A 25329-nucleotide genomic window follows, 5' to 3' on the forward strand; every position below is an offset into this window, starting at 1 on the left:
AAAGCCGCTCACTTTAATTAAAGTGAGCGGCTTTTTTAATGCCTATTAAATAGTGTTAATAGGCATTTTATGAAAGCTTATAAACTTTCTATTTTAGTTTTTTGCTCAAGCAGTTTAGTTTTAGCGTCAGTAAACTCAGCTAATTTAGCGTTTTCTTTAGCAAGTACAGCCTCTGGTGCGTTGTTAACAAACTTTTCATTAGCGAGTTTGTTTTGTACTTGTGCTAAGCCTTTTTCTGCTTTTTCTAGTTGCTTGTTAATACGTGCAAGCTCGGCTTCTACATCAATTAAGCCCGCCATTGGGATCATAATTTCCAGGTTGCCAACATAAGAGGTTGCACACGCAGGTGCTTCGTCTTTGTTTTCAAGCATGGTAAACTCTTCAATTTTTGCAAGTGATGCTAAAAATGATTTGTTTTCTTCAATGCGGCGTACATCGTCGCTTGATGCGTTAGCAAGTAGCACGCTAAGCGGCTTGCTTGGGCTAATGTCCATTTCACCACGGATAACACGAATTGCTAAAATGAATTGCTTAACCCACTCTAAGTCGTCCATCGCTTTAGCATCAACGCTTGCTTCATTATAAACAGGGAAGCCTTGGACCATAATGCTAGTACCTGCTGTTTCAAGGCCTGCAAGTGGTGCAACACGTTGCCAAATAGTTTCGGTGATATATGGCATCATCGGGTGCATTAAACGCAGTAAGCTTTCAAGCACGGTAATAAGTGTATTACGTGTACCGCGCTGTTGTGCTTCACTGCCTTTGAATAATACGGGCTTAGTTAGCTCTAAGTACCAATCACAGAACTGGTTCCATGTGAATTCGTAAAGTGTATTAGCGGCTAAATCAAAGCGGTAGTTATCAAGGTGCTCAGTGTAGGTTTTAACAGTTGATTCAAATTGGCCTAAGATCCAACGATCAGCAAGTGAGTACTCTTTTTCAGCGTCGCTTGCAAAACCACAGTCTTGCTCTTCTGTGTTCATTAATACGTAACGGCTCGCGTTCCATAGTTTATTACAGAAGTTACGGTAACCTTCAAGGCGGTTCATGTCCCAGTTAATATCACGGCCGGTAGAGGCCATTGCTGCAAGGGTAAAGCGAAGCGCATCGGTACCGTGAGCTTCAATACCATTTGCAAATACTTTACGGGTATCTTTTTCTATTTTTGCAGCAAGTTTTGGCTGCATCATGTTACCAGTACGCTTTTGTACTAAGTCTTCAAGCTCGATGCCGTCAATCATGTCTAGTGGGTCAAGTACGTTACCTTTAGATTTCGACATTTTATCGCCGTTGTCGTCACGTATTAAGCCCGTTACATACACGGTTTTAAATGGCACTTGTGGTTTGCCATTTTCATCTTTTATAAAGTGCAGCGTCATCATGATCATGCGTGCAACCCAGAAAAAGATAATATCAAAACCTGTTACCAATACGTCAGACGGGTGGAAGGTTTTTAAATCATTGGTGTTTTCTGGCCAGCCTTGCGTTGAGAACGTCCAAAGTGCAGATGAGAACCAGGTATCAAGTACGTCTTCGTCTTGGCTAAGTGTTACGCTATCTGCAATGTTGTTTTCACGGCGAACTTCTGCTTCGTCGCGGCCAACAAATACGTTGCCTTCGCTGTCGTACCAAGCAGGAATACGGTGACCCCACCAAAGCTGGCGTGAAATACACCAATCTTGTACATCGTTCATCCACGAGAAGTACATGTTTTCGTATTGCTTAGGTACAAATTGAATGTCGCCGTTTTTAACTGCATCTTTTGCAGGTTCAGCAAGTGGTGCAACACGTACATACCATTGGTCGGTAAGTAGTGGCTCAATGACCACACCAGAACGGTCGCCGTAAGGAACAGTTAGGTCGTGATCTTCAATTTTTTCAAGTAGGCCAAGTTCTTCAAATTCAGCCACAATCGCTTTACGGGCTGCAAAACGGTCAAGGCCGTGTAAGCGCTCAGGAATTGGCGCATCAAACTCAAGTTCTTTACCGTCAAAGGTGTATGTTTCACCTTGCGTTAAAATAGCAGCGTCTTTGTCGAAAATATTAATCATTGGCATCTTGTGACGTTTGCCAACTTCGTTATCGTTAAAGTCGTGTGCAGGGGTGATTTTTACGCAACCTGTGCCTTTATCTTTATCGGCATGCTCATCTGCAACAATAGTAATACGACGATTAACGATAGGTAGTAAAATGTCTTTACCGATTAAGTCAGTGTAGCGCTCATCATCAGGGTTTACAGCAACACCAGAGTCACCCAACATGGTTTCTGGGCGAGTTGTAGCAACAATAATATAGTCTTTACCGTCTTGTGTTTTAACGCCATCGGCTAATGGGTAACGTAAGTTCCACATGTGACCTTGTTTGTCTTTGTTTTCAACTTCAAGGTCTGAAATAGCGGTGTGTAATTTTGGATCCCAGTTTACTAGGCGTTTACCACGGTAAATTAAGTTTTCTTTGTGAAGGCGTACGAATACTTCTTTAACCGCTTCAGATAGGCCATCGTCCATAGTAAAACGTTCACGGTCCCAATCAACCGATGCGCCAAGACGGCGTAATTGCTTAGTAATTGTGCCGCCTGATTCGTTTTTCCATTCCCAAATTTTATTAATAAAATCTTCACGGCCTAAATCGTGGCGAGTTTTACCTTCTTCTGCGTGTAGTTTACGCTCAACCAACATTTGCGTTGCAATACCTGCATGGTCAGTACCTACTTGCCATAATGTGTTGTTACCTTGCATACGTTTAAAACGCGTTAGGGTATCCATTATTGTATCTTGGAAGGCGTGGCCCATGTGCAAGCTACCAGTCACATTTGGCGGCGGGATCATAATTGAATACGGTACACCTTGGCCAGATGGCTTAAAGTAGCCTTTTTGTTCCCAGTCTTGATATAACGACTGTTCGATATCTTGCGGATTGTAGGTTTTATCCATTACACAGAACCTTAAATAAGTACTTAAATTAGTTGGTTAGTTTGCCTGAGTGGCTAACTATTTATATCTTGCGTGGTGAGATTGGCACCGAGTTGGCGTAGCTTTTTAAAACGCTCACGGGCTGCTTGTTTAGCAGCGGGCTCTACGGGGACAAAATCAAAAACTTGGTTAAATCGACGAATATAATCCGGTAACTGGGTAGCCAAGTTAATTAAAACTTTACGGTTGCCAACAGGTGGCGTAATGCCAATTTCTACAGGTGCGCCGCCTTTTGGGCCTTCACCTTGTAGGTTATGTGGCACAAAACTATCTGGGTCGAATGCCCAAATTATTTCATCAATGGCACAGGCAGTTTCGTTATCGTTTACACAAATAAATACACGCTGCCCATTTCGATACTGATCGGCCGCAACTTGTGCAGCCAAAGCAAAATGATCATCAGCCTTCGCTTTAGACTCATCTTGTTGCTTTAGAACGAAAAATTTAGCGTTCATGTTCATTGTATCGGGGTTTCCCATGACATTGAATGCATACCAATTTGATACACATAAATTAAGAGGCAGATTTTGCCATATAACCGGGTTTGCTTCAATTAATACACAAATAAATAAGGCGCCAAATGGCGCCTTATAAGTAGCTTTTTAATGAGTATGTTTAATCTTGAGCGGCTTCACTTATACCGGCTCTATTTAATAAATATTGAGTAAGCATAGGAACAGGGCGGCCAGTTGCGCCTTTTTTAGCGCCACTGCGCCACGCAGTACCGGCTACATCTAAATGCGCCCAGTTATACTTTTTAGTAAACTTAGATAAGAAACACGCTGCGGTAATTGTTCCTGCAGAGCGCCCACCTAAGTTTGTAAAATCGGCAAATGGGCTATCTAGTTGATCTTGATAGTCATCCCACAGTGGTAACTGCCATGCACGGTCGCCACTTTGCTCAGACGCTTTTAATAAGTCATGCGCCAGCGGGTTATGATTTGATAGTAACCCTGTAGCATGTGCGCCAAGGGCTACGATACACGCACCTGTTAGCGTAGCTACGTCAATTACTGTATCAGGGTCAAAGCGCTCAACGTATGTAAGTGCATCACATAATACTAAGCGGCCTTCAGCATCGGTATTAAGTACTTCAACAGTTTGCCCCGACATCGTTGTTAATATATCACCCGGGCGATATGCATTAGAGCTAGGCATGTTTTCACAGCCTGCTAAAACCCCAATTACGTTAATCGGTAATTGCATTTGTGCTAATGCGCGCATTGCGCCAATAACACCTGCAGCACCGCCCATGTCGTATTTCATTTCATCCATGGCTTCGCCAGGTTTAATTGAAATACCGCCTGAGTCAAACGTTAAACCTTTACCTACTAACACAATTGGCGCTTGGTCATCGCTTGCGCCTTTGTAGTTAATAATAGACATAACAGATTCGTTATCACTACCACGGCCAACTGCTAAGTATGAGTTCATACCAAGCTCTGCCATTTTTTCTTCACCAACAATATCAACAGTAATATTATCAAAGTTGGTTGCCAGCTCTTGGGCCTGTTCGCCTAAATACGCAGGGTTACAAATATTAGGTGGCATGTTTGCTACGTCTTTACATAGCTTACTGCCTGCTGCAATAGCTAAACCGTGCTCAATAGCGCTTTCGCCAATAGTAAGTTCGCGACGAGTAGGCACATTAAATACCATTTTACGAAGTGGGCGACGCGGGTCTACTTTTTTACTTTTTAGTTGGTTAAACGTATATAAACAATCTTGTGTTGTTTCTACTGCTTGACGTACTTTCCAGTAGGTATCGCGACCTTTAACGTGTTGCTCTGTTAAAAAGCAAACCGCTTCCATCGAGCCTGTTTCGTTTAAGGTGTTAATTGTTTTAGAAATAATTTGCTTATATTGCTTATCGTCAAGCTCACGCTCTTTGCCACAACCAACAAGCAGTACGCGCTCGCTTAATACATTAGGTACATGATGTAATAATAAAACTTGCCCTGGTTTGCCTTCTAGGTCACCACGGCGAAGTAAATTTGAGATGTAACCATCACTGATTTTATCGAGTTGTTCACCAATGGGGGATAACCTACGTGGCTCGTAAACGCCAACTACAATACATGCACTGCGTTGTTTTTCTGGGCTACCACTTTTTACGTTAAATTCCATTGTTACTCCTGATTTTGAGTCATTTAAGTTATAAATTGGGGCTAAAAAATTATTTTCTAGTCTTAATTACGTAACTTGTGTAGAGATAGTTTTAATTTTAACTGACTTTACTAGACTCTTACTGTGTAATTGAACTTTATATGCTTAAGGGCCACTAATGCAACATTATATCCTGCACTTAGGTAGGATAATTAATTTTGATGGCTTATAATAATAGCCTATTTGCCAGTTTTAACTGGGTAAAATAGCTATTTAACTATTCAACACTCACTTTTGTAGTGAAATTCCATGTTTAACAGGGGCGAGCATTGCTTATTTTCCGTTATTTGACCGCTGAGGTTTTAAAATCGCAGGTCGCCGTATTCTTAACTTTGATGACCATTTTTGTGTCGCAAAAGTTTGTTGGCATTTTAGGTGACGCATCTGAGGGAAGCATTCCGGCTAAGCTAGTGCTCTCTATGATTGCACTCAAACTTCCACAATTAGCTTCGCTTATTTTACCGCTAAGTATATTTTTGGGCATTATTTTAGCCTACAGCCGAATTTACGCCGATAGCGAAATGACCGTTCTTAAAGCGTGTGGTGTGAGTGAATGGTACGTTGTACGAGTAACCCTAATTTCAAGTGTTGGTTTAGCCTTACTTGCCGCGGCATTAACAATGTATGTTGCACCGTGGGCGAGCGAGCAAGAGTACCAATTAAAAGAACAAGCTAAAGCCGACGCCGGGTTATCGGCGCTTAGAGCTGGGCGTTTTCAAGAAACCGGTAACGAAAAAGCCGTTGTGTTTATTCATAATATTGAAAAGGGCGGCAAAGAGTTAAATAAAGTATTTGTAGCACAACTGCCTGACAGCGAAAAAGACAACCTAGCGCGCTTAGTATACGCCGAGCAAGGTGTCGTTATAGAGTCAATTAGTGGCGAGCAACAACTTGTGCTTACAGATGGTAAACGCTACGAAACCGATGGTAAAACACCTGCACTTAATTTAACCGAATTTGACGGCTACAGTGTGCAAATTCGTGAACAAGAAATAGAGCACCAACGCCGTAAATTAGAAGCCGTACCCACTAATCAATTACTGGCTTTAAACACCTCTGAGTCTATTGCTCAGTGGCAATGGCGTATTGCTATACCGCTTTCTATTCCATTACTTACTTTACTGGCTGTGCCATTGAGTGTGGTTAATCCTCGCCAAGGTAAATTTGCAAAATTAGTACCTGCAATTAGCTTATATTTAGGGTATTTCATTTTACTTAATGCTGCTAAATTTGCCGTAGAAGATGGTAAAATCCCACCTTCTATAGGTCTTTGGTGGATACATTTAAGTGCACTCTTTATTGGTAGTTTACTAATTATTAAAGGACGCCCGTTAGGTGTTTGGCTTAAAGCTGTTATTACTAAAAGGGAGTTAAGCGCATGATGAAAACTCTTGATTGGTATTTAGGGCGAAGCATATTACAAACTACAGGTTTTGCATTGCTCGTGCTGGTAGGTATTAGTACGTTAATTAAGTTTATCGATCAGCTAAAATCGGTAGGACGCGGTAGTTACGACTTGATGACTGCACTGCTTTACACGTTGTACACTATCCCCGGTGATTTGGTTATATTTTTCCCTATGGCTGCGCTGATAGGCGGCTTGACTGGGTTAGGCGCACTAGCCTCAAATAGTGAGCTGGTAGTTATGCAAGCAGCGGGTATGTCGCGCTTACAAATTATTGGCTCAGTAATGAAAACTGCAGTATTTATGGCTGTATGCATGATGGCTTTAGGCGAGTGGGGCGCGCCAGAGGCGCAGTTGCATGCCAAAGAAATGCGTAACCAGGCAATACACGGGGGCGATGTATTTAATGCTCAAAAAGGTGTATGGGCAAAAGATGGTAACAACTTTATTAATATTGAAGATGTAGACCAAAACGGAAAGTTAAACGGTTTGCATATGTACCACTTTGATAAATCATTAGATTTAACGCAAATAACAAAAGCTCGAGAGGCCGTAAGCCGTAATGAGGGTTGGCTTTTACGTGATGTAAATAAAGTACATATTACGGATGAGAAAATCAGCAGTGAACAAATAGAAGAAGAGTTTTATCCGTCGCAATTAACTGCTGAAAAGTTAGGCGTGGTTTCGGTAAAACCTGAGTCGCTTTCGTTCACAGGCCTCTGGTCATATCTTGGCTACTTAAAGCAGAACGAGCAAGACACAAGTACTTACGAGTTAGCGTTATGGCGAAAAATAATGCAGCCAGTATCTGTGGCAGTTATGCTGCTGGTGGCGCTGTCGTTTATATTTGGCCCGCTGCGCACGGTAACAATGGGCGCACGTATTATTATGGGTGTGGTGACAGGTATTGTATTTCATCTAACGAATGAAATATTTGGCCCTGTGGTTATGGTTTACCAAATACCAGCAATTATTGGCGCAGTGCTACCGAGTGTTATATTTATAAGTTTTGCTACATATCTTATGAATAAGCGGGTGTAGTATTATTGCTAGGCATTAAAAAAGGGTGACCAATTGAAATGGTCACCCTTTTTGTTTTTAAGCCTTTACTACATTGACTAAGTTAGTATTAATCAAGCTCGCGATAAATGCGTTTATTTTCTTCTTTTGTAAGTGCAATCACTTCAGTTTTAGATACATAATCTTGCAGTGCTTTTTTGTTTTTAAAATCAACTAATACCAGAAAATTGCCTAAACCAAGCAATGCACTAACGCTGCGAATAAAAGATTGCGGCCAACTAATTAAATTGCCCTCTAAGGTTTGCACCTTCAAGCGCCATGCGCGCATACCAATGGTTTGACCGCTTTTAGTCCAAAAGTAGCCAAAAAATACTAATGCAACAATAACCAAAAGGGCGCTTCGTATACTTGATAGCAACAGCGAGTCCTGAATAAGTGCCGATACATCCTCAGCGCCATTTAAACTAATAACATCAAGGCTAATAAGCCCTTGTACAGCAAATAAATAAAGTACAACGGTTAACATGGCAAACGCAATTATGGCTAACGTATCATAAACTAAAGACGCAAAACGGCGCCAAAAACCAGCGCGTGGAAACTCACCAGACATAAATATACTCTCACTGTTAATGTGCGCGCTAGTTTAGCAAAAAAGCTTACAAATACTAAGCGCTATAGTTTAGCGATACTATTTAACCTAACAATCACTTTTGAAAATGTTAATAGGTGGCTAAATGTTAAGCGGTTGATCATGCTAATGTCATAAAGTGCTTGCTGCTACCCCTATTGTTTGTATAATGCTTTGCATAGAGACGAAGGCACATAAATAATCCTTAGCTCTAAAGTGGTTTTTCTTTATCTTCTCTTGTTTAGAAGGTTAAAGAAAAATGATGCCAGCGTGATGAAATTGGTAGACATGGGGGATTCAAAATCCCCTTCCGAAAGGAGTGGCGGTTCGAGTCCGCCCGCTGGTACCACTTTTTATAACCCTAACCAGATTGGTTGGGGTTTTTTTATGCCTAAAATTTGAGTGGGGTGGACTCGAGCGCCACTCAAGTGGCGCTAATATCAGTTATAGTCCGCCTGCTGGGTGAGAGTGAACCGAAACGAAGTTTCGCAGTTACTCGAAGTGAGTTCATGGATGAACGATGGATACTGCTTCAGGGATGAATTAAGTATTCGTAATAAAATTTATGAAGGCTTACTCGAGCCCACTGAAGTGGCGCTAATATCAGTTACAGCCCACCTGCTGGGTGAGAGTGAACCGAAACGAAGTTTCGCAGTTACTCGAAGTGAGTTCATGGATGAACGATGGATACTGCTTCAGGGATGAATTAAGTATTCGTAATAAAATTTGTGGGGCGGACTCGAGCACCACTGAAGTGGCGCTAATATTAGCTATAGTTTACCTGCTGGGTGAGAGTGAACCGAAACGAAATATCATAGTTGCTTAAACCTACTATATTGGCAGTAAAATTGTAGCTACAGCGCCTTTGATGTCACCTCTATTTACTAAACTCAAACTGCCATTGTGTTGCTCAATTACGTTACGACAAAAGCTGAGACCAATGCCCTGGCCTTGTTGTTTAGTGGTGTAAAACGGCACAAATATATTATCCGGGTTTGCAAGGCCATGTCCGTTGTCAGAAATAGTAATGCAGTTCACCGTGTTTTGAGTGTCAATTTTCAATGCTATTTTAACTGGGCAGGAACTGGCTTCTATGGCATTTTTTATCAGGTTAATAATTACTTGATGTAAAAATGTACGATCGGCATTAAAAGTTGGGCAGTTAATGCTACGAGTAAACTCAACATCAGGGTAAATAGCGCATACTTGATTAAAAAAAGCCTGACTGTCTATCGTAACAATGTTGAGTGAAAGGGCTTTATTTATATCACCGTAGCGGGTTACAAACTCATTTAGGTGATTACAACGCTCACTTATTACGTTTAACGCTTGTGCCTGACGTGGCTCGGTAAGTTTTACCGCGAGGTTTTCGGCCATACCAATTACCGGAGTAAGCGAATTACGAATTTCGTGGCCGAGTACGCGAATTATTTGCTGCCATGCTTGTAGTTGGTTTTCGCGAAGAGCAGAGGTGATATTAATCATTACAATAAGTTGATGGCAACTGCCTTGCTCTATAAATTCACTGTGGCGTATCTGCCATTGCTGCGCAGTAATCGCATCGCTGAGTTGCCAATGAGCATCATGCTTTATAAGCCCTAATGCCTCTGCGCTTGAGTAGCGCAGAGTTTGCCATGGTGTATTTTTAAATTCGCTATATGCGTTGTTGGCATAGCTCAGCTTATTGCTTTGATCGAGCACCATTATTGGTACATTAAAGTGCTCAATTAGCTGATATACCAAAAATACATGCTGATCATAACGTGATTTCTTTTTAAATAATTCTTCACTTAAAGTAATTAAGCTTTGCTGCAATCGGTTGATGCTTCCGCCTTGGTAGCTCGGTTTAACGAGTTGGCTGTAGTCCTCATTCAAAATAGCATCTAGGTGGGCATGGTTACGATTAAAGCTACTTATAACTTTGTTATAAGTACTCATAAACAACTTAAAATAAATAACTAAAAATAGCACTGCAATTGTGACTGAACTTGCTGTCGACAAGGTAAAGTATTGGCTAATAAAATAGCAACCAATTGCAGATAAACAACCGCTTAGTGCAGCAAAGCTTATTAAACTACGCTCTAATGAAGAGCTAAAAAGCCAGCGTGCTTTCATACCGTAATGCCGTACTTTTCAAGACGACGGTACATAGATGATTTACCCAGACCTAATAACTTCGCAGCGTTAGGAATGTGGCCTTGAGTTTGTTTTAGTGCTAAATCAATGAGCTGTCGTTCAGCACTTTCTAGGGTCATTAATGGTAGCGTATTATTAGCTTGGTTATTATTTAGGTTAAGGTGACTTGCACTTAAGGTATCTGTTGTTGCTAATAAAACTGCGCGTTCAATAACGTGGCTTAACTCGCGTACGTTGCCTGGCCAAGAGTAGTGTAATAATGCAAGTTTGGCACAATCAGTAAGCTTTATTAAATTATGGTTATACTTTTTGGCGTGATGACTTATAAAGTGCTCACATAGCGGGATTATATCCTCTACACGTTCTCGCAATGGCGGAATAACAAATTCAAGCGTATTTAATCGATAATATAAATCTTCTCTAAATGCGCTACTAGCGATGAGTTTACTAAAATCCCCATTGGTAGCACTTATCAGCCTAACATTAGCTTTTTTAGTGTAACTTGCACCCACCATTTCATATTCTTGATTTTCAAGCACTCGCAGTAATTTAGCTTGTTGAGGGAGCGGAATATTTGCAATTTCATCTAGAAATAAACTACCATTCTCAGCTAGTTCAAAGCGACCAATACGTTCACTTTTAGCATCTGTAAACGCCCCTTTTTTATGCCCAAACATTTCACTTTCAAATAACGACTCTACAATTGCGCCCATATTTACTGCAATAAAAGGCTGAGTTTTACGAGCTGATTGTTGATGTATCCATTGGGCTAACTGACTTTTACCTGTGCCATTTTCTCCGGTTAGTAATATATTAGCATCAGTTTTGGCTACTTTTTCTAGTTGCTCAATCAGTTGTTGCATTGTTGTTGAGTTATAAATAAAAGGCTGCGAGGGATGATCGTTTAATTGCTGCTGTAACTTTTTATTTTTCTTAGTGAGATCATTAAGTGTTAGCTGTTGCTGAAGTAACTTTAATAGCCGCTGATTTTGCCAAGGTTTTTCAATAAAGTCGCATGCCCCTTGTTGCATTGCACGTACAGCTAAGTCAACGCTTGACCAGGCAGTCATTGCTATAACAGGAATCGCTAATTGTTTTTTTTGTACATACTGCAAAAAAGCCATTCCTTCATTACCAGACGTTGTATCGCGCGAGAAATTCATATCGAGCAAAATTAGATTCACAGCCTGGTCTGTTTCAAGCAATGCTTGTGCCTCAAAAGGATCGCTGCATTCAAGCACCAGATAACCACTATCTTCTAAAATAAATCGCGCGCTTAGACGAATTTCGGGGCTATCTTCGATGATCAAAATAGTGGCAGGCATAAACTTCCAAGTAAAAGGGATAAGCTAAATTATTGTAGCGTAAAGCGATTTCTATGCCAGTGATTTTATCTGTTGAATTTCAAGATGTTAATAACTAAATAGGGCTAAATACTCATGCATTAGTCCGAAATCGGACTGTGTTGGTTCGATTTCGGCACTGCCAAAGAGGTTAATAAAAGTATAACTTTGAAAATTAGGGCTATGAGTTTCAAATTGGTACTGAGGAGTCCGTTATTGCTGCTATTTGCTAAGTAAAGTAAGTAATATTGTCGTTAATCTCATGTATTTATTTAGTTTTTAATGTTGGCACGTGTTTCGCTATACCTTACATATACAAAGCATTAAGCAGTGAAATATGGATATAGCAAAAACAACAAATACAAAAGCTTTAGCTGTTTGGCAAAAATTAATTTTAGCCGCAGCTGTTATTGTAATAATTGGGGTTATTTATCAACAAAGTAACCAAGCTGGAGTATCCGTTTCGCGTAGTAATATTATTGTTGCAACGCTAAAGCAAGGCGCGCTAGACATTACAGTGACGGGTTATGGAGAATTAAAATCGGCACAGCAGCAGTTACTTACCGCTAAAACAGCAGCGACAGTTAAAGCTATTTTATTAAAGCCTGGCGCTATTGTCAGTAGCGACTCTGTAATTGTGCAACTTGCAAACCCTGAACTCGATCAACAGTTACAAAGTGCTGAGCAAGAGCTTAATAAATTGAATGCGAACTTGCGCCAAACAAAGCTTAATAATACGCGAGAGCTGTTAAATGAGCGCTCCCATGTGGCACAAAGTTATGCTGCGTATGAAAATGCCAAACTAAAATTAAAAGCAGAAGAAGCCCTTGTTAAGCAAGGGATTGTATCAACCTTAAATTACCAGCGTAGTGTGCTTGATGAGCAACAACTTAGCCAGCAATTAGCTATTGCAAAGCAGCGTGCAGAGCAATTAAAAGAAGTGCATAAAGAGGCGCAAAGTATTCAGTTGGAGCAAATAAAACAGCAGCAAGGGATTGTTGTTATGTCACAAACAAAGCTTACTAATTTGTCGATAAAAGCGGGGATAAATGGTGTGTTACAGCGCTTACCTGTGGAGCTTGGGCAAAGTGTGAACGCAGGGCAAGAAATTGCATTAATAGGCTCGGTTGATAACTTAATTGCTTTGATCCAAGTTCCACAAAATCAGGTTGATGATATTCGTTTAGGCCAAGTTGCACGAGTAGATACACGCCGAGGTATAGTTGATGCGCGTGTTACGCGTATAAGCCCTGTAATAGTTAATAATACGGTAGAAGTAGAGCTTGCTTTGCCTAAAATATTACCCGAAAACGTGAGGCCGCAACTAAGTGTTGATGCAAATATTATTGTTGCAAAGCTCACTAATGTTACCTTCATAGAGCGCCCGGCAAACGTTAAACCCTATACCGAAGTTGCGCTATATCAGCTTAACCCAATATCAGGTGATGCTAGTTTAGTTAAAGTGAAATTTGGTCGTTTAGCTGGACGTTATATTGAAGTGTTAGGTGGTGTAGCTGCTGATCAGCAGTTAATAATTTCAGATTTAGCCAACCTTACTCAAACCAACCAAACAATTCACATAAATTAAGGATGAATGCAATGGCAGAGCAAATAAATAAAGCTCTTAAAAGTGTCGTGCTAGAAATGAAAGCACTTAGTAAAGTTTTTGAAACTGATGAGCTGCAAACTTATGCGCTTCGCAGTATTGAATTAAAAGTTTACAGTGGTGAATATTTGTCTATATCTGGGCCATCAGGGTGCGGTAAATCAACATTATTATCAATCCTAGGTTTACTTGATATGCCAACGAGTGGTGAATATTTTATTGATGGTGTGAATGTTTCTAAGCTTAAACTAAATCAAGCTGCTGACATTAGAAACGCTAAAATAGGTTTTATTTTTCAGTCATTTAACCTAATTGATGAACTAAGTGTATTTGATAATGTGGCATTGCCACTTCGCTATCATCACTCTAAACCAAACAAGCATGAGATTGCTGAAAAAGTAAAAGCGTGTCTTGAAAAGGTAGGGCTTGGACATCGAATGAGCCATAAACCAAGCCAACTTTCAGGTGGTCAGCAACAACGTGTTGCCATAGCACGTGCTTTGGTAGCAGAGCCTACAATTTTGCTGGTGGATGAGCCAACAGGTAATCTTGACTCAAAATCGGGTGACCAAGTAATGCAAATATTGACTGATTTAAATAATGCGGGAACAACTATTTGCATGGTAACTCATGATCCTCGCTATGCCGATATGGCAAGTCGTCAGCTAAAACTCCTTGATGGTGAATTACTTGGTGAAATAGCGGTAAAAGAGCCATTAAATGCTTAAGTAGCTCTTTATCAGCGAGAATAAGATGAAAATATTTAAAACAAAAACCGTGATTAATCAGTTACTCAAAGGAGTGAAGTAATGACTTACAATTTTAAAAATGCATTACTCAATATTAAACAACATAAAATTTATAGTGTAAGTGTTGTCGCAACCTTGAGCATTGTTTTGGCTGCGTTAATTACTGTACTTACGCTTGCGTATATTATGCTGATAAAGCCACTGCCTTATCCTGAACAAGCACGGTTAGTTAAAGCTGAGTATGCGCAAATAGACTCAACAGGGTCGCTTAATACACGTGCATTTAATTACCCTGCGCTAATTGATTTGTATAAAAACCATAACGTATTTGAACAAGTCGCTTTGGTGTATTACGCACAACAACGCCTCGATGATGTGGCTGGCTTGCCCATCGTAAATACATCATTTGTAACACCGCAGTGGTTTGATTTATTTGCTATTAAGTTACATTTAGGGCGTGGTTTTAGCCAAACAGAGAAGCTAGATAGTTTTAATCCTGTGGCAGTGATCAGCTATCAAACATGGATAAATGATTTTGCTGCTAAAGAAGATATTATTGGCCAAAAGCTGGGTGTAGGGGGGAAACAATTTAAAATTATTGGTGTAGCTGCTGCCAATTTTAAAGCTCCAGCCCTTATCAAAACAGGCCAAGAAACGGCTATATGGCTGCCTTGGGATTACAATCTAACATCTGAAGAAGCCAAACCTTTTTGGTGGAACCGTTATTCAAACAGCCATTTTGTTGCTAAATTACCAAGTAATATAAATCGAGTTCAAGCAAGTAAAAAGCTATCTCAGTATGTTGATAACGTGTGGCAGCAACATATTATAACAGAGGCATTTTTTGCCGGTTGGCATATTCAGCTTGAGCTTAATCCACTGCAAAATGTAATATTAAAAGAAACGCCGAAAAATATTTATTGGCTTATTTTAGCTGTGCTAGGTTTGGTTATTATTGCGTGTGTAAACATTAGCAATGTATTTATAGTTCGTACAGCTGCGCGTAAGCATACCTTAGCACTAAGTGCTGCCGTAGGCGCAACACGGTTTATTTTGTTTAAACAATTTTGGCTTGAAATTGTATTATTAATAGGAAGTGCAAGCTTTATAGGTCTTACTCTATCAGCTGTTATTTTGGCTGAGTTGAGTCATTTAGCGCAGGCCATATTACCTCGAGCAAGCGAGTTGTCGGTTAATATGGCCTCAGTACTTATTGCGGTATTGAGCTGTTTAATACTGAGCACTCTATTTGCCTATTTGTGTACGCGTATTATTAATTATCGTGAACTAATCGGTGGCTTAAAGTCAGCAGGAAAAGGCAAAACTGTACAGGTAAGTAAGCGTGTTTGGCAAAGTTTGGTGGCATTTCAGGTTGCAATTACATGTACTTTATTATTTATTAACCTTTTAATCTTTAACGTTAATAATGCCAATATAAAAGAAGCTTTCACACTGCCTATTAAGCAACTAACCAGTGTTGAAATTAACTTAGCTAATTATTTATCAGCAAACAGAGAAAAAGCAAACCAAGTACTAAATCAAGCAGCTAATGAAATAGCTTTATTGCCAGAAGTCGCTCAGATTAGCCGCTCATCCTCACCGATCAATGATAATTTAATTACTTGGTCACTCATTGAAGTTACGCACAATAAACAAGTGCTACCGTTTGGTAAAGCCGTTGATGAGCATTATTTTTCAGTACTTAAACAACCTATTCTGCAAGGGCGTAGTTTTACAGCTGAAGATGTTAAAAGTGACGCTAATGTAATAGTTATCAATGATGTACTTGCCAAGCAGTTATCAAGTAATGGTAATGCGTTAGGAATGCGCTTAAGTTTCGATATTACATCTGGTCGTGAAAACGATTTAACAATTATAGGTATTGTTAAGGCGATGCCAATTCCTGGTAAAGCACTAAAAGAGCCTAAAGCCTTTTTGACACGTGAAGGGTATCGCTCATTTATTATAGAGCTTAAAAATAATCAACAATTAAAAAAACAAACGCTTAATACGTTATTGCAAAAAATAGATGCGGGCATTTCGGTGCATAAACTTGAGTCGCTAAATTCTCAGCGTGATACCGCATTATTTCGACAATACGTTGTATCAGCTACGACTATAGCGTTAATTGTTGCGACAATAGTATTAACTAGCATTGGCTTGGTGAGTATTATGCGTTACTCAGTGCAGTTACGACGTGCAGAAATTGGCATTCGTTTGTGTATAGGCGCTAAACCGTTAGATTTATTTTTGTTAGTATTTAAGCAAAGTGGCGCTGGTATTTTAATAGGGGTTTTATTAAGTGTTGGTATTTTATTTTTACTGCAACAGCAATTACAAAATATAGCTAATACAGTTCCTACGTTAACTCAGTTAGTATTATTCCTTACTACCTTAATATTTGTAGTAACTCTTGGGGCAATAGCATGTTACTTACCTCTAAATACACAATTAAAGCGCCCAGCAATTTCAGGCATACAAAGCGAAAGCTAAAACTTTTGTACAGCATGGCTTTTAAATTGGTAGCAAGCCCTAATATTTAGTTTCTAGGTGTGGTTGCTGCTGCAATATAGCTGCACTTAAAAACTAAAACCCAAAGAACTGGGATGCTAATAAATAATTGAGCTATTGGTAATAGATCAATACATCATAGTTTTATTCCCACTTTATTCCGATGTTGCGCTTAATTCAGGTATTATTTGCGCAACTAGGTTTTTTAAGACATTATATATGACCCAATTAACTGCCAAGCAAAATATTCAAGCGATTGTAAAAGCTATCAAGGCAGAGGAAGCATCACTTCGTCAAAAGTATCCATTACTTGCCCATCAAAATACCTTAGGGTTGATCATTTTATTGCTGTCGCTTAGTGCATTAATTGGCGTTGGGGTTTTATATTATTTGGCTATAATACCTGCTTGGGTGTGTATAGTGCTTGCGGCTATAGCTGCGTCTATTTCCCATGAGTTAGAACACGACCTTATACATAAACAATACTTTAGTAACCAGCCGTTTATGCATAATATTATGATGCTAACAGTATGGTTAATGCGGCCAAATACTATTAGCCCATGGTACCGACGTAAAATGCATTTACACCATCACAAAACCTCAGGCACACAACAAGACCTAGAAGAACGCTTGGTGGGGAACGGTATTAAAAATCCATTTTTACGTGCGCTAGTTATTGTAGATGGGTTATTAGGGTTAGTTATTTCTACTAAACGTTTTAGAAAAGAAATTAATGGCTTTAGTTTTTTGCGTGTTTTTAATGCGGGGTTTCCGATAGCGACTGCGTATTTTGCTATTTTATACAGCGTTATTGTGTTTCATATTGTTGATTTATTTATACCTCTTTCGCTAAATTCACCTTCCTGGTTATTAAGTGTAATGAATGTGTTTGAATTTTTAATGGTCGTACTTATTGCGCCTAATATTATTCGCTCAAGCTCGCTTAATTTTGTTACCTCAAGCATGCATTACTATGGCGGCGTTAATAATATGCTAGAGCAAACACATGTACTAACGAGTCGTTTATTTATGCCGTTTCACTTGTTTTGTTTTAATTTTGGTAAAACGCATACCATTCATCACTTTGTGCCAAATCAGCCGTTTTATTTACGTCAAATGTTAAGTGAGAAAATACTTAAAGTAATGGCACAACACAACGTGCGCTTTAATGATTTTGACAGCATAAAAAATGCTAACGCATTTAAATAATTACCCCCAACATAAGGGGAGGTTCTACATTGCTATTTTTATTTTATAGTTTGAATAGCAATTATGTACCAAGCCTATTACTTGTTAACTTCTTCTATTCACCACCGTGCTTATTAAAACTCACTTTACGTGCGTTGGTTGACTATTCAATGTCATTTTTAAATCAATAAAAACAAAAATGGTAGATTTAATTAGCGATAAATATTCAAACTAAAAATAGTAAAACCAGTGAAAAGTGAAGTTGCCCTCCATAGTTGGGCATCTAGCTTAAATGGGATTGATTATTGTAGAGCCTTCAGTAATAGTGGTTATAGAGCGAACTAATTGTGTTTTCAATAATACATAAGAGCTCGTGCTCATCAATATTATAAAACCAATAAATATAATAAGGACAAACAGGATGAAAAAATCACTAATTTCAGTAGCGCTGGGCTTTGCTGCCCTTAGTGCGTTTAATGCCAATGCAAACATTGATCAGCAAGTGAAAAAGGTAGAGCAACAGGTTATTGATTGGCGACGTGATTTTCATCAAAACCCTGAGCTTGGAAATCGCGAAACCCGCACAGCAGGTATTGTGGCTAAGCACTTAAAGTCGCTGGGTATGGAAGTACAAACGGGGATTGCTTATACAGGTGTTGTGGGGTTATTAAAAGGTGCAAAGTCAGGTCCAACAGTAATGCTACGCGCAGATATGGACGCGCTGCCCGTTACTGAAAAAGCCGACGTGCCATTTAAATCAACTAAAACCACTAATTACCGTGGTGTAGATGTAGGCATAATGCATGCTTGTGGGCACGACACGCACGTGGCCATGCTTATGGGCGCTGCACAAGTGCTTGCAAACATGAAAGATGAGCTACACGGTAATATTATGTTTGTATTTCAGCCTGCAGAAGAAGGCGCACCAGTGGGGGAAGAAGGTGGCGCTGAGCTAATGCTTAAAGAAGGCATATTTAAACAATACAAACCAGAGGCTGCTTTTGGATTACACATAACATCTAGTTTGCACAGCGGTAAAATTGGTTATAGAAGTGGCCCTGCAATGGCCAGTGCGGATCGATTTGAAATAACTGTGCATGGCAAGCAGGCACACGGCTCTGCACCGTGGACTGGCGTTGACCCAATTGCAGCAGCTGCACAAATAGTAACAGGCGTTAATCATATTGTGAGCCGCCAAATCAATATTACCAAAGAGCCTGCTATTGTTTCGTTTGGTAAGATAGCGGGTGGGGTACGTAATAATATTATTCCTGAAGAAGTTGAAATGGTAGGCACGATTCGTAATTTTGATATGGATAATCGTGCACAAATATTTGAAAAAATAAAAACCACAGCCACACACATTGCCAAATCGTCAGGTGCTACAGCAGAGGTACATATTCACGAGGGTTACCCTGTAACGATTAATAACCCACAGCTTACTGCGCAAATGTTACCTAGCCTTAAAAAAGCAGCAGGTAACAGTAACGTAGTTGAAATGGGAAAAATAACTGGCGCAGAAGACTTTTCGTTTTACGCTTTAGAAGTGCCGAGTGTATTCGTATTTTTAGGCGGCACACCAAGTGAGCAAGACTTAAATACAGTGGCTAGCAATCATTCACCTTATTTTTATGCCGACGAATCATCGTTTAAAGTAGGCACTAAAGCACTCAGCTTATTAGCCGTTGATTATTTAAACGCACATAAAAGATAGCTTAAACGCACCACGTTACGCCATTAGCTTAACGTGGTATTGCTGTTTTATTTAAAACATCGGATCATGTTTGTAGCACTTGTTCAACATTGAAAATCACTCTCAAAAATTAAAAAACTAACCAAATATACAAATGAACCGGTGAGCAGTTTTTTTATATTATTAAAAATAATGAATCGATATTGCCGGTCTTATATCTCGATTCAATCTTCATAAGCATTAAGGATTTAAATAATGGAAATTACGGGAAGCTGTTACTGTGGTGAAATTAAATACCAAGCAAAATCTCAAAATAACAACGCACTTGTTTGCCATTGTAGTGATTGCCAACGTATGTCGAGCGGGCCATTTAGAGCCGTTATAATTGCAGAGCCAAATTCTGTAGTATTCACCCAAGGTGAGCCTAAAGAGTTTGTGAAAACAGCGCAAAGTGGTAATAAGCGTGCGCAAGGTTTTTGTGGAACGTGCGGTACAACACTTTATGCTACAAATGAAGCAAAAGAAGACCGTGTATACGGATTACGTATTGGTGCGGTAGATCAAAGAGATGCTTTTAAACCTTCAGCACAAATTTGGGCTAAATCAACATTAAGCTGGTTGAGCGACTTACACGAAGTACCTGCGTTTGATACAACCCCACAAAACTAGTGGGCTGGAGATACAAGTAATTCTTATAAAAGTCACTTTATAATAAGTGGTTTGAAATTTATTTAACCAAATGACTGTCTACTTATAAGTCAGTCATTTGGAGAGTAATATGTGTAGTTCACCTAAAAGTAGCCGAGCAGTTAAAAAGTCAGCCATTAACTTTGATGATGAACTGACTCAAGAGCAGCGTTTACGTTTTGCTGCAAAAGCTAATTTGGCAGAGCAGCGCCGAGCGCAACGCGAAGCGACTAATAAGCGCTATAAGAAAAAACATACTCCTGCAAAAAAGCCAGCAACGGGCTTGTTTTCATGGTTACAGCAGCTAGTAAGTTAGTTATAGCCGTTAATAAGTTAACTGTTATTAAGCGTAGTATTTTTACCGCTAAACCATCCACATATAGCACACAACACGCCCGCAATAGCGCACAGCCATAGTGGCGCACTCCAGCTCCCTGTTGCTGTATGCAATGCTCCCGCAACCATAGGGCCAACAGCTGCTAGCAAATAACCAATACTTTGTGACATACCCGAAAGCGATGCCGCTTGCGTGGAGTTATCAGTACGTAGGCTAATAAACGACAATCCTAAAATAAAACATGCCCCCGAGCTAAAACCAAGTAGTAGTGTCCATATCAATGCAAAACTTGGCATATACAACAAACCAAGCGCACATGTTGCACTAAGTGATGCAAGTATTAAGCTAAGCGCGCTTTGATCTTTGAGCTTGGCAAGTAGCGGTATAAGCACAAGCCCAGGTATGGCGGTTGCAATTTGAAAAGCCCCATGATAAGCGCCGGCTTGTGTAGCGCTTTGGCCTGCTTCGGTTAAAATGCCCGGCAACCACGTAATGATGATGTAGTTTAAAAAAGAATTTAAACCTAACAATAGTGTAATTTGCCATGCAAGTGCATAACGCCAAATGCTTTTAGTCAGTGTTGAGGTATGCGCTGTTTGCGTAGGTTTAGTGTGTTTATTTAATTGCGCCATCCATACAATTAAAGTGGTGATTGTAATAAGTGCACTTGCACCTAAAGCAAACTGCCAGCCCAACCCTTTATATTGGCTAAGCGGGTAAACTAACGCTGAAAACCCACCCGATGTAACGCCCATAGTCAATACATAAGCAGAGGTCATAACGGCGACTTTTGCGGCAAAGTCGCGTTTTATTAAACTCGGTAATAAAACGTTAGCTATAGCAATACCCGCACCAATAATGGCGGTGCCAACAAACAGCATTATTGACGAATTAATCACACGCCCAGCAATACCCATTAATATTAAAAATACAGCAAAAAACAAAGTGCGCTCAAGCCCTTGGCGTTTAGCTAGGCTTGCTGCCATGGGCGATATAATCGCAAATGCAATAAGCGGTAACGTGGTGATAAACCCCGCCTGCGAAGCGGTTAAGCTAAAGTGCGCAATTATTTGATCAAGCACCGGCGCAACACCTGTAAAAGGTGCACGTAAATTGGCAGCAATAAGTAAAATACCTATTACCAGTAATACGCCTGAAAAGCGCGACGTGCCGGTATTGCTTTGAGGTGTGTGTGTCATTATTAAAATAAGTTAGCTAATTATGGGCGCTAGTATAATTAAATCAGCACTATTATAATTTAGCTATACTGACATTAAATAACTAAAAACTGACAAAATATGTTTGAGCCTGAAGGGTGGGGATACCTACAAAACTACGAGCACATGGTACAGCCCATAATTGCCAAAGTTGATACCGCACAAGGCAGTAAAGAATACCCTTTACATACTCACCCAAAGGGGCAATTAATATTAGCGCTTGATGGCTATGTAACCTGTGAAGCGGCAAATAAAATGTGGATGGTGCCAACCCACAGCGCTATTTGGGTGCCAGCTAATACGAGCCACAGTAATCGCGCATCAGATAACGCCAATTTATGCTTTGTATTTATTAATGCCAACCAAAAAGGCATGCCCACGCACACCTGTACTTTGGCTATAACTCCCCTTGTTAAAAGTTTAATGCTTAAGCTTGCAAGCGAAAACCAAGCTTATAGCGAAGGTGATAAAACCGCGCGTTTAGCCCAAGTATTGTTTGATTTATTAATAGAAATGCCAACCCAGCCGCTTGATTTTGCGCTTTCTAAGCATGTGGTAATACAAACCATGAGCCGGGAGTTAATAGAGCAACCTAATAACCGCAAAACCCTTGCGCAATGGGCAGTACAATTTGCATTAACTGAACGTACGTTGGCGCGACTTATAAAAAAGCAAACCGGCATGACCTTTGGTAAGTGGCGAACGCAGCTACATATAATTACAGCATTGCAGGCACTATCAGATGGGCAAAGCGTACAGCAAGTGTCGGAGTTATTAGGGTATGAATCGGTGAGTGCGTTTATAACTATGTTTAAAAAGGTAATGGGAAAATCGCCCACTAAATACATGGGCGATTTAAATTAAGCTAAATGTGTTTTACCAAGTATACGTGGCTGAAAGCATAGCGTTACGTGGCTTGCCAGGAAAGTACCTGTCGCCAGTAAAACTAGTGTAATCAGCACGCTCTGCGTAAGCTTCGTCGGTAAGGTTAATTATACGTGCAAGCACTTCTAGCTTATTGGTAACTTGCCACTTTGCACGTAAGCTTAAAATGTCATGTCCGTCGTAGCTATGAAGGTTTTCTGGGTCGGTATAGTAACTACTTACGCTATGCCATTGCAGTGCAAGCGCTAGGTTATTAAAGGCTTGCCAATTTAAATCAAGATTAGCAATGTTGCGCGGCGCAGTATCTACCTCATTGCCGTTAATATTTAAGCCACTCACTAACTGGTTATTAGTATAGGTATGCTTTGCATGTGTACCTGCAAATTGTAAGTTAAGTGTTTTATTTAATGCATAATCTAATTCAAGCTCAATACCTCTGTGGCGAGAGCTGCCATTATTAACGTTAAAAAAGTCGCTATCGCGATAAATAGTGTTGTGCTTGCTCATGGCATACACAGCCAATGCATAACTCACATCGCTGTAATATCCCTTTAAACCAAGCTCGGCATTATTAGCTATTTCTGGGTTTAAATTAGTGGTGGTTTGTTCGCGTTGTAATTGATATAGCTCAGCCGCTTGGGGCGCTCTATAGCCACGCGAAAAGTTAGCATATACGGTATTGTTGTTATTGACCTTATAGCTTACCCCTAGCTTAGGCGATGTATTGCTAAAGCTATTTTTACCACTTGCTGGGCGGCTATAACGGCAACCGCCAAAGCCACATTCACTGCCGTCGTCTTTTGTGCGGCCACTAAGCATATTATTAGTGTAATCGTACTGCATATGCTCATATCTTAGGCTTGCGCTAATAAACCACTTATTTAATTGCCAATCAATAGATGCAAATGGCGCATACAGTGTTGCGTTTACGTCGTAATCGTAGTGTTTGCCTTGTGGAACTGTAGCAACTAAAAATGCAGAGCCCTGAGTTGGCTCGTTTTGGCTTTGTGTAAAATCGCTGCGGGTATATTCGCCATCAAGCCCTAGGTTTACTTTTATATTACTTTGTAAATTGTGCTGATAAAGAGATTGTACACCAAAGCCTGTTTGGCTATTGGTTTCAAGTGGGGTGCCGGGTAAAAAGTGCTTAAAAAAGTCCATGCTTTGGTCGCGCACATAAGGCGTAATAGAAAGCACATTGCCGTTTTTTAATTGCCATTGGGCATTGCTCCATGCTCTAAATGAGCTGGCTTTTCTAAATGCATCGGGGTCAAAGTTTTGCTGCGCTATATCTTCGTTTTTATAGCTTTCAAAACCTGTAATAAAGCCCGCTGTTTGCTGATCTAAATTTGTGTATGTAAGGCCGGAGGTAAGTAACAGGTTGTCGTTTTCAAAGCGGTGGCGAATATTTACTTTTTGCTGTTTAACGCTTTCGTCATCGCGATAACCCGTGTCGTCAGTCACACTTGCGTTAATGCCAATCCCACTGTTGCCATAGTCTTTCCCTGCGCGTAATTTATAACGAGCATAACCGTATGAGCCGTAATCAACGCCAACAAGTCCGCCGCCTTGGGTGGTGTCTGGTGTTATTACATTAATAACACCATGCACGGCGTTAGAGCCATAAAGGGCAGAGCCTGGGCCTTTTAATACTTCAATACGCTTTGCCATTTCGCTATGCGCTTCAAATAGCTCGTTTATATTACAAAAGCCCGCAGCGCGAAGTGGTATGCCATCTTCAAGGGTGAGTATACCGCCACAGGCTGCCGCGCCCGAGAGTACAGGCGAGCGAAGTGCAGGTAAATACTCTTGCCCGTTACCCCGTTGTACATTTGCGCCAGCAATACGCTGTAATGATTCTTCAACATGCGTTGGCGCAATACTGTTTAATTGCGCCTCAGATAAGGTGCTAATAGTAAGAGGAAGAGGAGTGGCAAGTGCTTCTGTACGCGATGCGGTGGTTGTTATGGTTTCTATAGCATCATTGTTTTGAGTATCAGCAATTGCAATATGGCTTAGTGGCAATAGCAGCGGTAAAAAATAAGGTTTCATACATTCCTTTAAGGTAAGTAACGCTTTATTAACGCCATGGTAAGGTGTTTTAAACAATTTTTAAACCGATTGCGTTAAAGTGTGCGAACTCTATAAACCCTATACGTTACTGATAAAACAAAGCACGCCAGTGCAGGCACTACCAAAGCGCGTAGTGAGTAATACTCAAATAAAATAAACCCAGTAATACCGCCAAGTAAAAAACCAATAATAATAAGTAAAAACATTACACCTTTTCGGGTATCAAAGGTTTCGCCTTTAAGTGCTTTACCTATCATTAGGCCAAGGTCGGTAAAAATTCCGGTTAAGTGAGTAGTACGCACTACGGCGCCGCTATAATTAGTGGCTAACGCATTTTGTAAACCACACGCGGCGCTGGCAAGTGTAATGCCATAAACATAAGACTGGTCGAGCAAATAAGCACTTAAGAGCAGTAAAAGGCCTTCAATAAATAATAAGGTGTCGTAATGGCGTCCAAGCTTTAACGAACCACCAGTGAGTAAAAAGCCAGAAAGCGCCGAGCCCAGCATAAAGCTTACAGTTATACTTATAAGTAATAACGCAGCAGAGGTACTGCTCATTAGTTTTATACCAAGTAAAGTAACACTGCCTGAAAGGTGAGAAATGGCCTGATGCTCAAATCCTAACAATCCTACCGCATTTACAACGCCAGCAATAAAAGCGAGCGCAAACGCGCCATATTCAACCCATTTTGGTAGTTTTGTAAACATTAA

Annotated in this window: 19 protein-coding genes and 1 tRNA gene; 11 read left to right on the forward strand and 9 right to left on the reverse strand. The window is 40.2% G+C overall.

Going from position 1 to position 25329, the window contains the following annotated elements; all coding sequences use genetic code 11:
• Positions 1–77 precede the first annotated feature (77 nt).
• The 3 genes from J8L71_RS11970 to pepA form a co-directional block, all read right to left on the reverse strand.
• Positions 78–2933 carry a valine--tRNA ligase gene (locus J8L71_RS11970; protein WP_211000725.1) on the reverse strand — a complete coding sequence of 952 codons (2856 nt, stop codon included), beginning with the start codon at positions 2931–2933 and terminating at the stop codon, positions 78–80.
• A gap of 53 nt (positions 2934–2986) precedes the next feature.
• Entirely contained in the window at positions 2987–3433 is a 447-nt protein-coding gene (locus J8L71_RS11975) for a DNA polymerase III subunit chi (RefSeq protein ID WP_104643670.1), read from the reverse strand.
• A 154-nt stretch (positions 3434–3587) separates the two neighbouring features.
• Positions 3588–5099 (reverse strand): leucyl aminopeptidase, encoded by a 1512-nt coding sequence (gene pepA, locus J8L71_RS11980; protein ID WP_211000726.1) that lies wholly within the window; start codon positions 5097–5099, stop codon positions 3588–3590.
• 308 nt (positions 5100–5407) lie between these two features.
• On the opposite strand from pepA, the gene lptF reads away from it, so the two are divergent.
• Both lptF and lptG read left to right on the forward strand, forming a co-directional pair.
• Positions 5408–6520, forward strand: coding sequence for an LPS export ABC transporter permease LptF (gene lptF, locus J8L71_RS11985; RefSeq protein ID WP_211000727.1), 1113 nt, complete (start codon positions 5408–5410; stop codon positions 6518–6520).
• Positions 6517–7584 (forward strand): LPS export ABC transporter permease LptG, encoded by a 1068-nt coding sequence (gene lptG, locus J8L71_RS11990; RefSeq protein ID WP_211000728.1) that lies wholly within the window; start codon positions 6517–6519, stop codon positions 7582–7584. The genes lptF and lptG overlap by 4 nt, the downstream gene beginning before the upstream one ends.
• A gap of 88 nt (positions 7585–7672) precedes the next feature.
• Here the strand turns inward: lptG and J8L71_RS11995 are convergent, their stop codons facing one another.
• Positions 7673–8173: an RDD family protein gene (locus tag J8L71_RS11995; RefSeq protein WP_211000729.1), complete on the reverse strand. Its 501-nt coding sequence runs from the start codon at positions 8171–8173 to the stop codon at positions 7673–7675.
• 282 nt (positions 8174–8455) lie between these two features.
• On the opposite strand from J8L71_RS11995, the gene J8L71_RS12000 reads away from it, so the two are divergent.
• Positions 8456–8540 (forward strand) — tRNA-Leu (locus J8L71_RS12000).
• A 482-nt stretch (positions 8541–9022) separates the two neighbouring features.
• On the opposite strand, the gene J8L71_RS12005 is transcribed toward J8L71_RS12000, so the two are convergent.
• Positions 9023–10306: an ATP-binding protein gene (locus J8L71_RS12005; RefSeq protein ID WP_211000730.1), complete on the reverse strand. Its 1284-nt coding sequence runs from the start codon at positions 10304–10306 to the stop codon at positions 9023–9025.
• Positions 10303–11652, reverse strand: a complete 1350-nt coding sequence (locus J8L71_RS12010; RefSeq protein ID WP_211000731.1) for a sigma-54 dependent transcriptional regulator — start codon at positions 11650–11652, stop codon at positions 10303–10305. The genes J8L71_RS12005 and J8L71_RS12010 overlap by 4 nt, the downstream gene beginning before the upstream one ends.
• Before the next feature lie 355 nt (positions 11653–12007).
• On the opposite strand from J8L71_RS12010, the gene J8L71_RS12015 reads away from it, so the two are divergent.
• The 7 genes from J8L71_RS12015 to J8L71_RS12045 all read left to right on the forward strand — a co-directional run bounded on the left by J8L71_RS12015 (position 12008) and on the right by J8L71_RS12045 (position 20420).
• A complete protein-coding gene (locus tag J8L71_RS12015; RefSeq protein ID WP_211000732.1) occupies positions 12008–13258 on the forward strand; it encodes an HlyD family efflux transporter periplasmic adaptor subunit in 1251 nt (416 codons plus the stop codon).
• Positions 13259–13269: 11 nt separating this feature from the next.
• Positions 13270–14004 carry an ABC transporter ATP-binding protein gene (locus J8L71_RS12020; protein WP_282098398.1) on the forward strand — a complete coding sequence of 245 codons (735 nt, stop codon included), beginning with the start codon at positions 13270–13272 and terminating at the stop codon, positions 14002–14004.
• Between the two features lie 81 nt (positions 14005–14085).
• The gene (locus tag J8L71_RS12025) at positions 14086–16518 is read left to right on the forward strand and encodes an ABC transporter permease (RefSeq protein WP_211000733.1); all 2433 of its coding nucleotides are present in this window, start codon (positions 14086–14088) and stop codon (positions 16516–16518) included.
• 237 nt (positions 16519–16755) lie between these two features.
• Complete coding sequence (locus J8L71_RS12030) at positions 16756–17745, forward strand: fatty acid desaturase (RefSeq protein WP_211000734.1); 990 nt, start codon at positions 16756–16758, stop codon at positions 17743–17745.
• A gap of 400 nt (positions 17746–18145) precedes the next feature.
• Entirely contained in the window at positions 18146–19438 is a 1293-nt protein-coding gene (locus J8L71_RS12035) for a M20 family metallopeptidase (protein WP_211000735.1), read from the forward strand.
• Positions 19439–19672: 234 nt separating this feature from the next.
• On the forward strand, positions 19673–20086 hold the full coding sequence (locus J8L71_RS12040) for a GFA family protein (RefSeq protein ID WP_211000736.1): 414 nt from the start codon (positions 19673–19675) through the stop codon (positions 20084–20086).
• A 109-nt stretch (positions 20087–20195) separates the two neighbouring features.
• Positions 20196–20420: a hypothetical protein gene (locus J8L71_RS12045; RefSeq protein WP_211000737.1), complete on the forward strand. Its 225-nt coding sequence runs from the start codon at positions 20196–20198 to the stop codon at positions 20418–20420.
• A gap of 17 nt (positions 20421–20437) precedes the next feature.
• On the opposite strand, the gene J8L71_RS12050 is transcribed toward J8L71_RS12045, so the two are convergent.
• The gene (locus J8L71_RS12050; RefSeq protein ID WP_211000738.1) at positions 20438–21640 is read right to left on the reverse strand and encodes an MFS transporter; all 1203 of its coding nucleotides are present in this window, start codon (positions 21638–21640) and stop codon (positions 20438–20440) included.
• 99 nt (positions 21641–21739) lie between these two features.
• Here J8L71_RS12050 and J8L71_RS12055 point away from each other — a divergent pair, with 99 nt between their 5' ends.
• Positions 21740–22522, forward strand: a complete 783-nt coding sequence (locus tag J8L71_RS12055; RefSeq protein WP_211000739.1) for a helix-turn-helix transcriptional regulator — start codon at positions 21740–21742, stop codon at positions 22520–22522.
• A 12-nt stretch (positions 22523–22534) separates the two neighbouring features.
• Here J8L71_RS12055 and J8L71_RS12060 read toward each other — a convergent pair whose 3' ends face one another.
• Both J8L71_RS12060 and J8L71_RS12065 read right to left on the reverse strand, forming a co-directional pair.
• Positions 22535–24595 carry a TonB-dependent receptor gene (locus J8L71_RS12060; protein WP_211000740.1) on the reverse strand — a complete coding sequence of 687 codons (2061 nt, stop codon included), beginning with the start codon at positions 24593–24595 and terminating at the stop codon, positions 22535–22537.
• A 74-nt stretch (positions 24596–24669) separates the two neighbouring features.
• Entirely contained in the window at positions 24670–25326 is a 657-nt protein-coding gene (locus tag J8L71_RS12065) for a YoaK family protein (RefSeq protein WP_211000741.1), read from the reverse strand.
• Between the last annotated feature and the right edge of the window lie 3 nt (positions 25327–25329).

This window comes from Pseudoalteromonas sp. MMG007, from assembly GCF_018100985.1.
Classification (GTDB): domain Bacteria; phylum Pseudomonadota; class Gammaproteobacteria; order Enterobacterales; family Alteromonadaceae; genus Pseudoalteromonas.

Coding starts and splice junctions, on each gene's coding strand:
- J8L71_RS11970 (WP_211000725.1), bottom strand. CDS start 2,933: ATGGATAAAACCTACAATCCGCAAGATATCGAACAGTCGTTATATCAA.
- J8L71_RS11975 (WP_104643670.1), bottom strand. CDS start 3,433: ATGAACATGAACGCTAAATTTTTCGTTCTAAAGCAACAAGATGAGTCT.
- pepA (WP_211000726.1), bottom strand. CDS start 5,099: ATGGAATTTAACGTAAAAAGTGGTAGCCCAGAAAAACAACGCAGTGCA.
- lptG (WP_211000728.1), top strand. CDS start 6,517: ATGATGAAAACTCTTGATTGGTATTTAGGGCGAAGCATATTACAAACT.
- J8L71_RS11995 (WP_211000729.1), bottom strand. CDS start 8,173: ATGTCTGGTGAGTTTCCACGCGCTGGTTTTTGGCGCCGTTTTGCGTCT.
- J8L71_RS12005 (WP_211000730.1), bottom strand. CDS start 10,306: ATGAAAGCACGCTGGCTTTTTAGCTCTTCATTAGAGCGTAGTTTAATA.
- J8L71_RS12010 (WP_211000731.1), bottom strand. CDS start 11,652: ATGCCTGCCACTATTTTGATCATCGAAGATAGCCCCGAAATTCGTCTA.
- J8L71_RS12015 (WP_211000732.1), top strand. CDS start 12,008: ATGGATATAGCAAAAACAACAAATACAAAAGCTTTAGCTGTTTGGCAA.
- J8L71_RS12020 (WP_282098398.1), top strand. CDS start 13,270: ATGGCAGAGCAAATAAATAAAGCTCTTAAAAGTGTCGTGCTAGAAATG.
- J8L71_RS12025 (WP_211000733.1), top strand. CDS start 14,086: ATGACTTACAATTTTAAAAATGCATTACTCAATATTAAACAACATAAA.
- J8L71_RS12030 (WP_211000734.1), top strand. CDS start 16,756: ATGACCCAATTAACTGCCAAGCAAAATATTCAAGCGATTGTAAAAGCT.
- J8L71_RS12035 (WP_211000735.1), top strand. CDS start 18,146: ATGAAAAAATCACTAATTTCAGTAGCGCTGGGCTTTGCTGCCCTTAGT.
- J8L71_RS12040 (WP_211000736.1), top strand. CDS start 19,673: ATGGAAATTACGGGAAGCTGTTACTGTGGTGAAATTAAATACCAAGCA.
- J8L71_RS12045 (WP_211000737.1), top strand. CDS start 20,196: ATGTGTAGTTCACCTAAAAGTAGCCGAGCAGTTAAAAAGTCAGCCATT.
- J8L71_RS12050 (WP_211000738.1), bottom strand. CDS start 21,640: ATGACACACACACCTCAAAGCAATACCGGCACGTCGCGCTTTTCAGGC.
- J8L71_RS12055 (WP_211000739.1), top strand. CDS start 21,740: ATGTTTGAGCCTGAAGGGTGGGGATACCTACAAAACTACGAGCACATG.
- J8L71_RS12060 (WP_211000740.1), bottom strand. CDS start 24,595: ATGAAACCTTATTTTTTACCGCTGCTATTGCCACTAAGCCATATTGCA.
- J8L71_RS12065 (WP_211000741.1), bottom strand. CDS start 25,326: ATGTTTACAAAACTACCAAAATGGGTTGAATATGGCGCGTTTGCGCTC.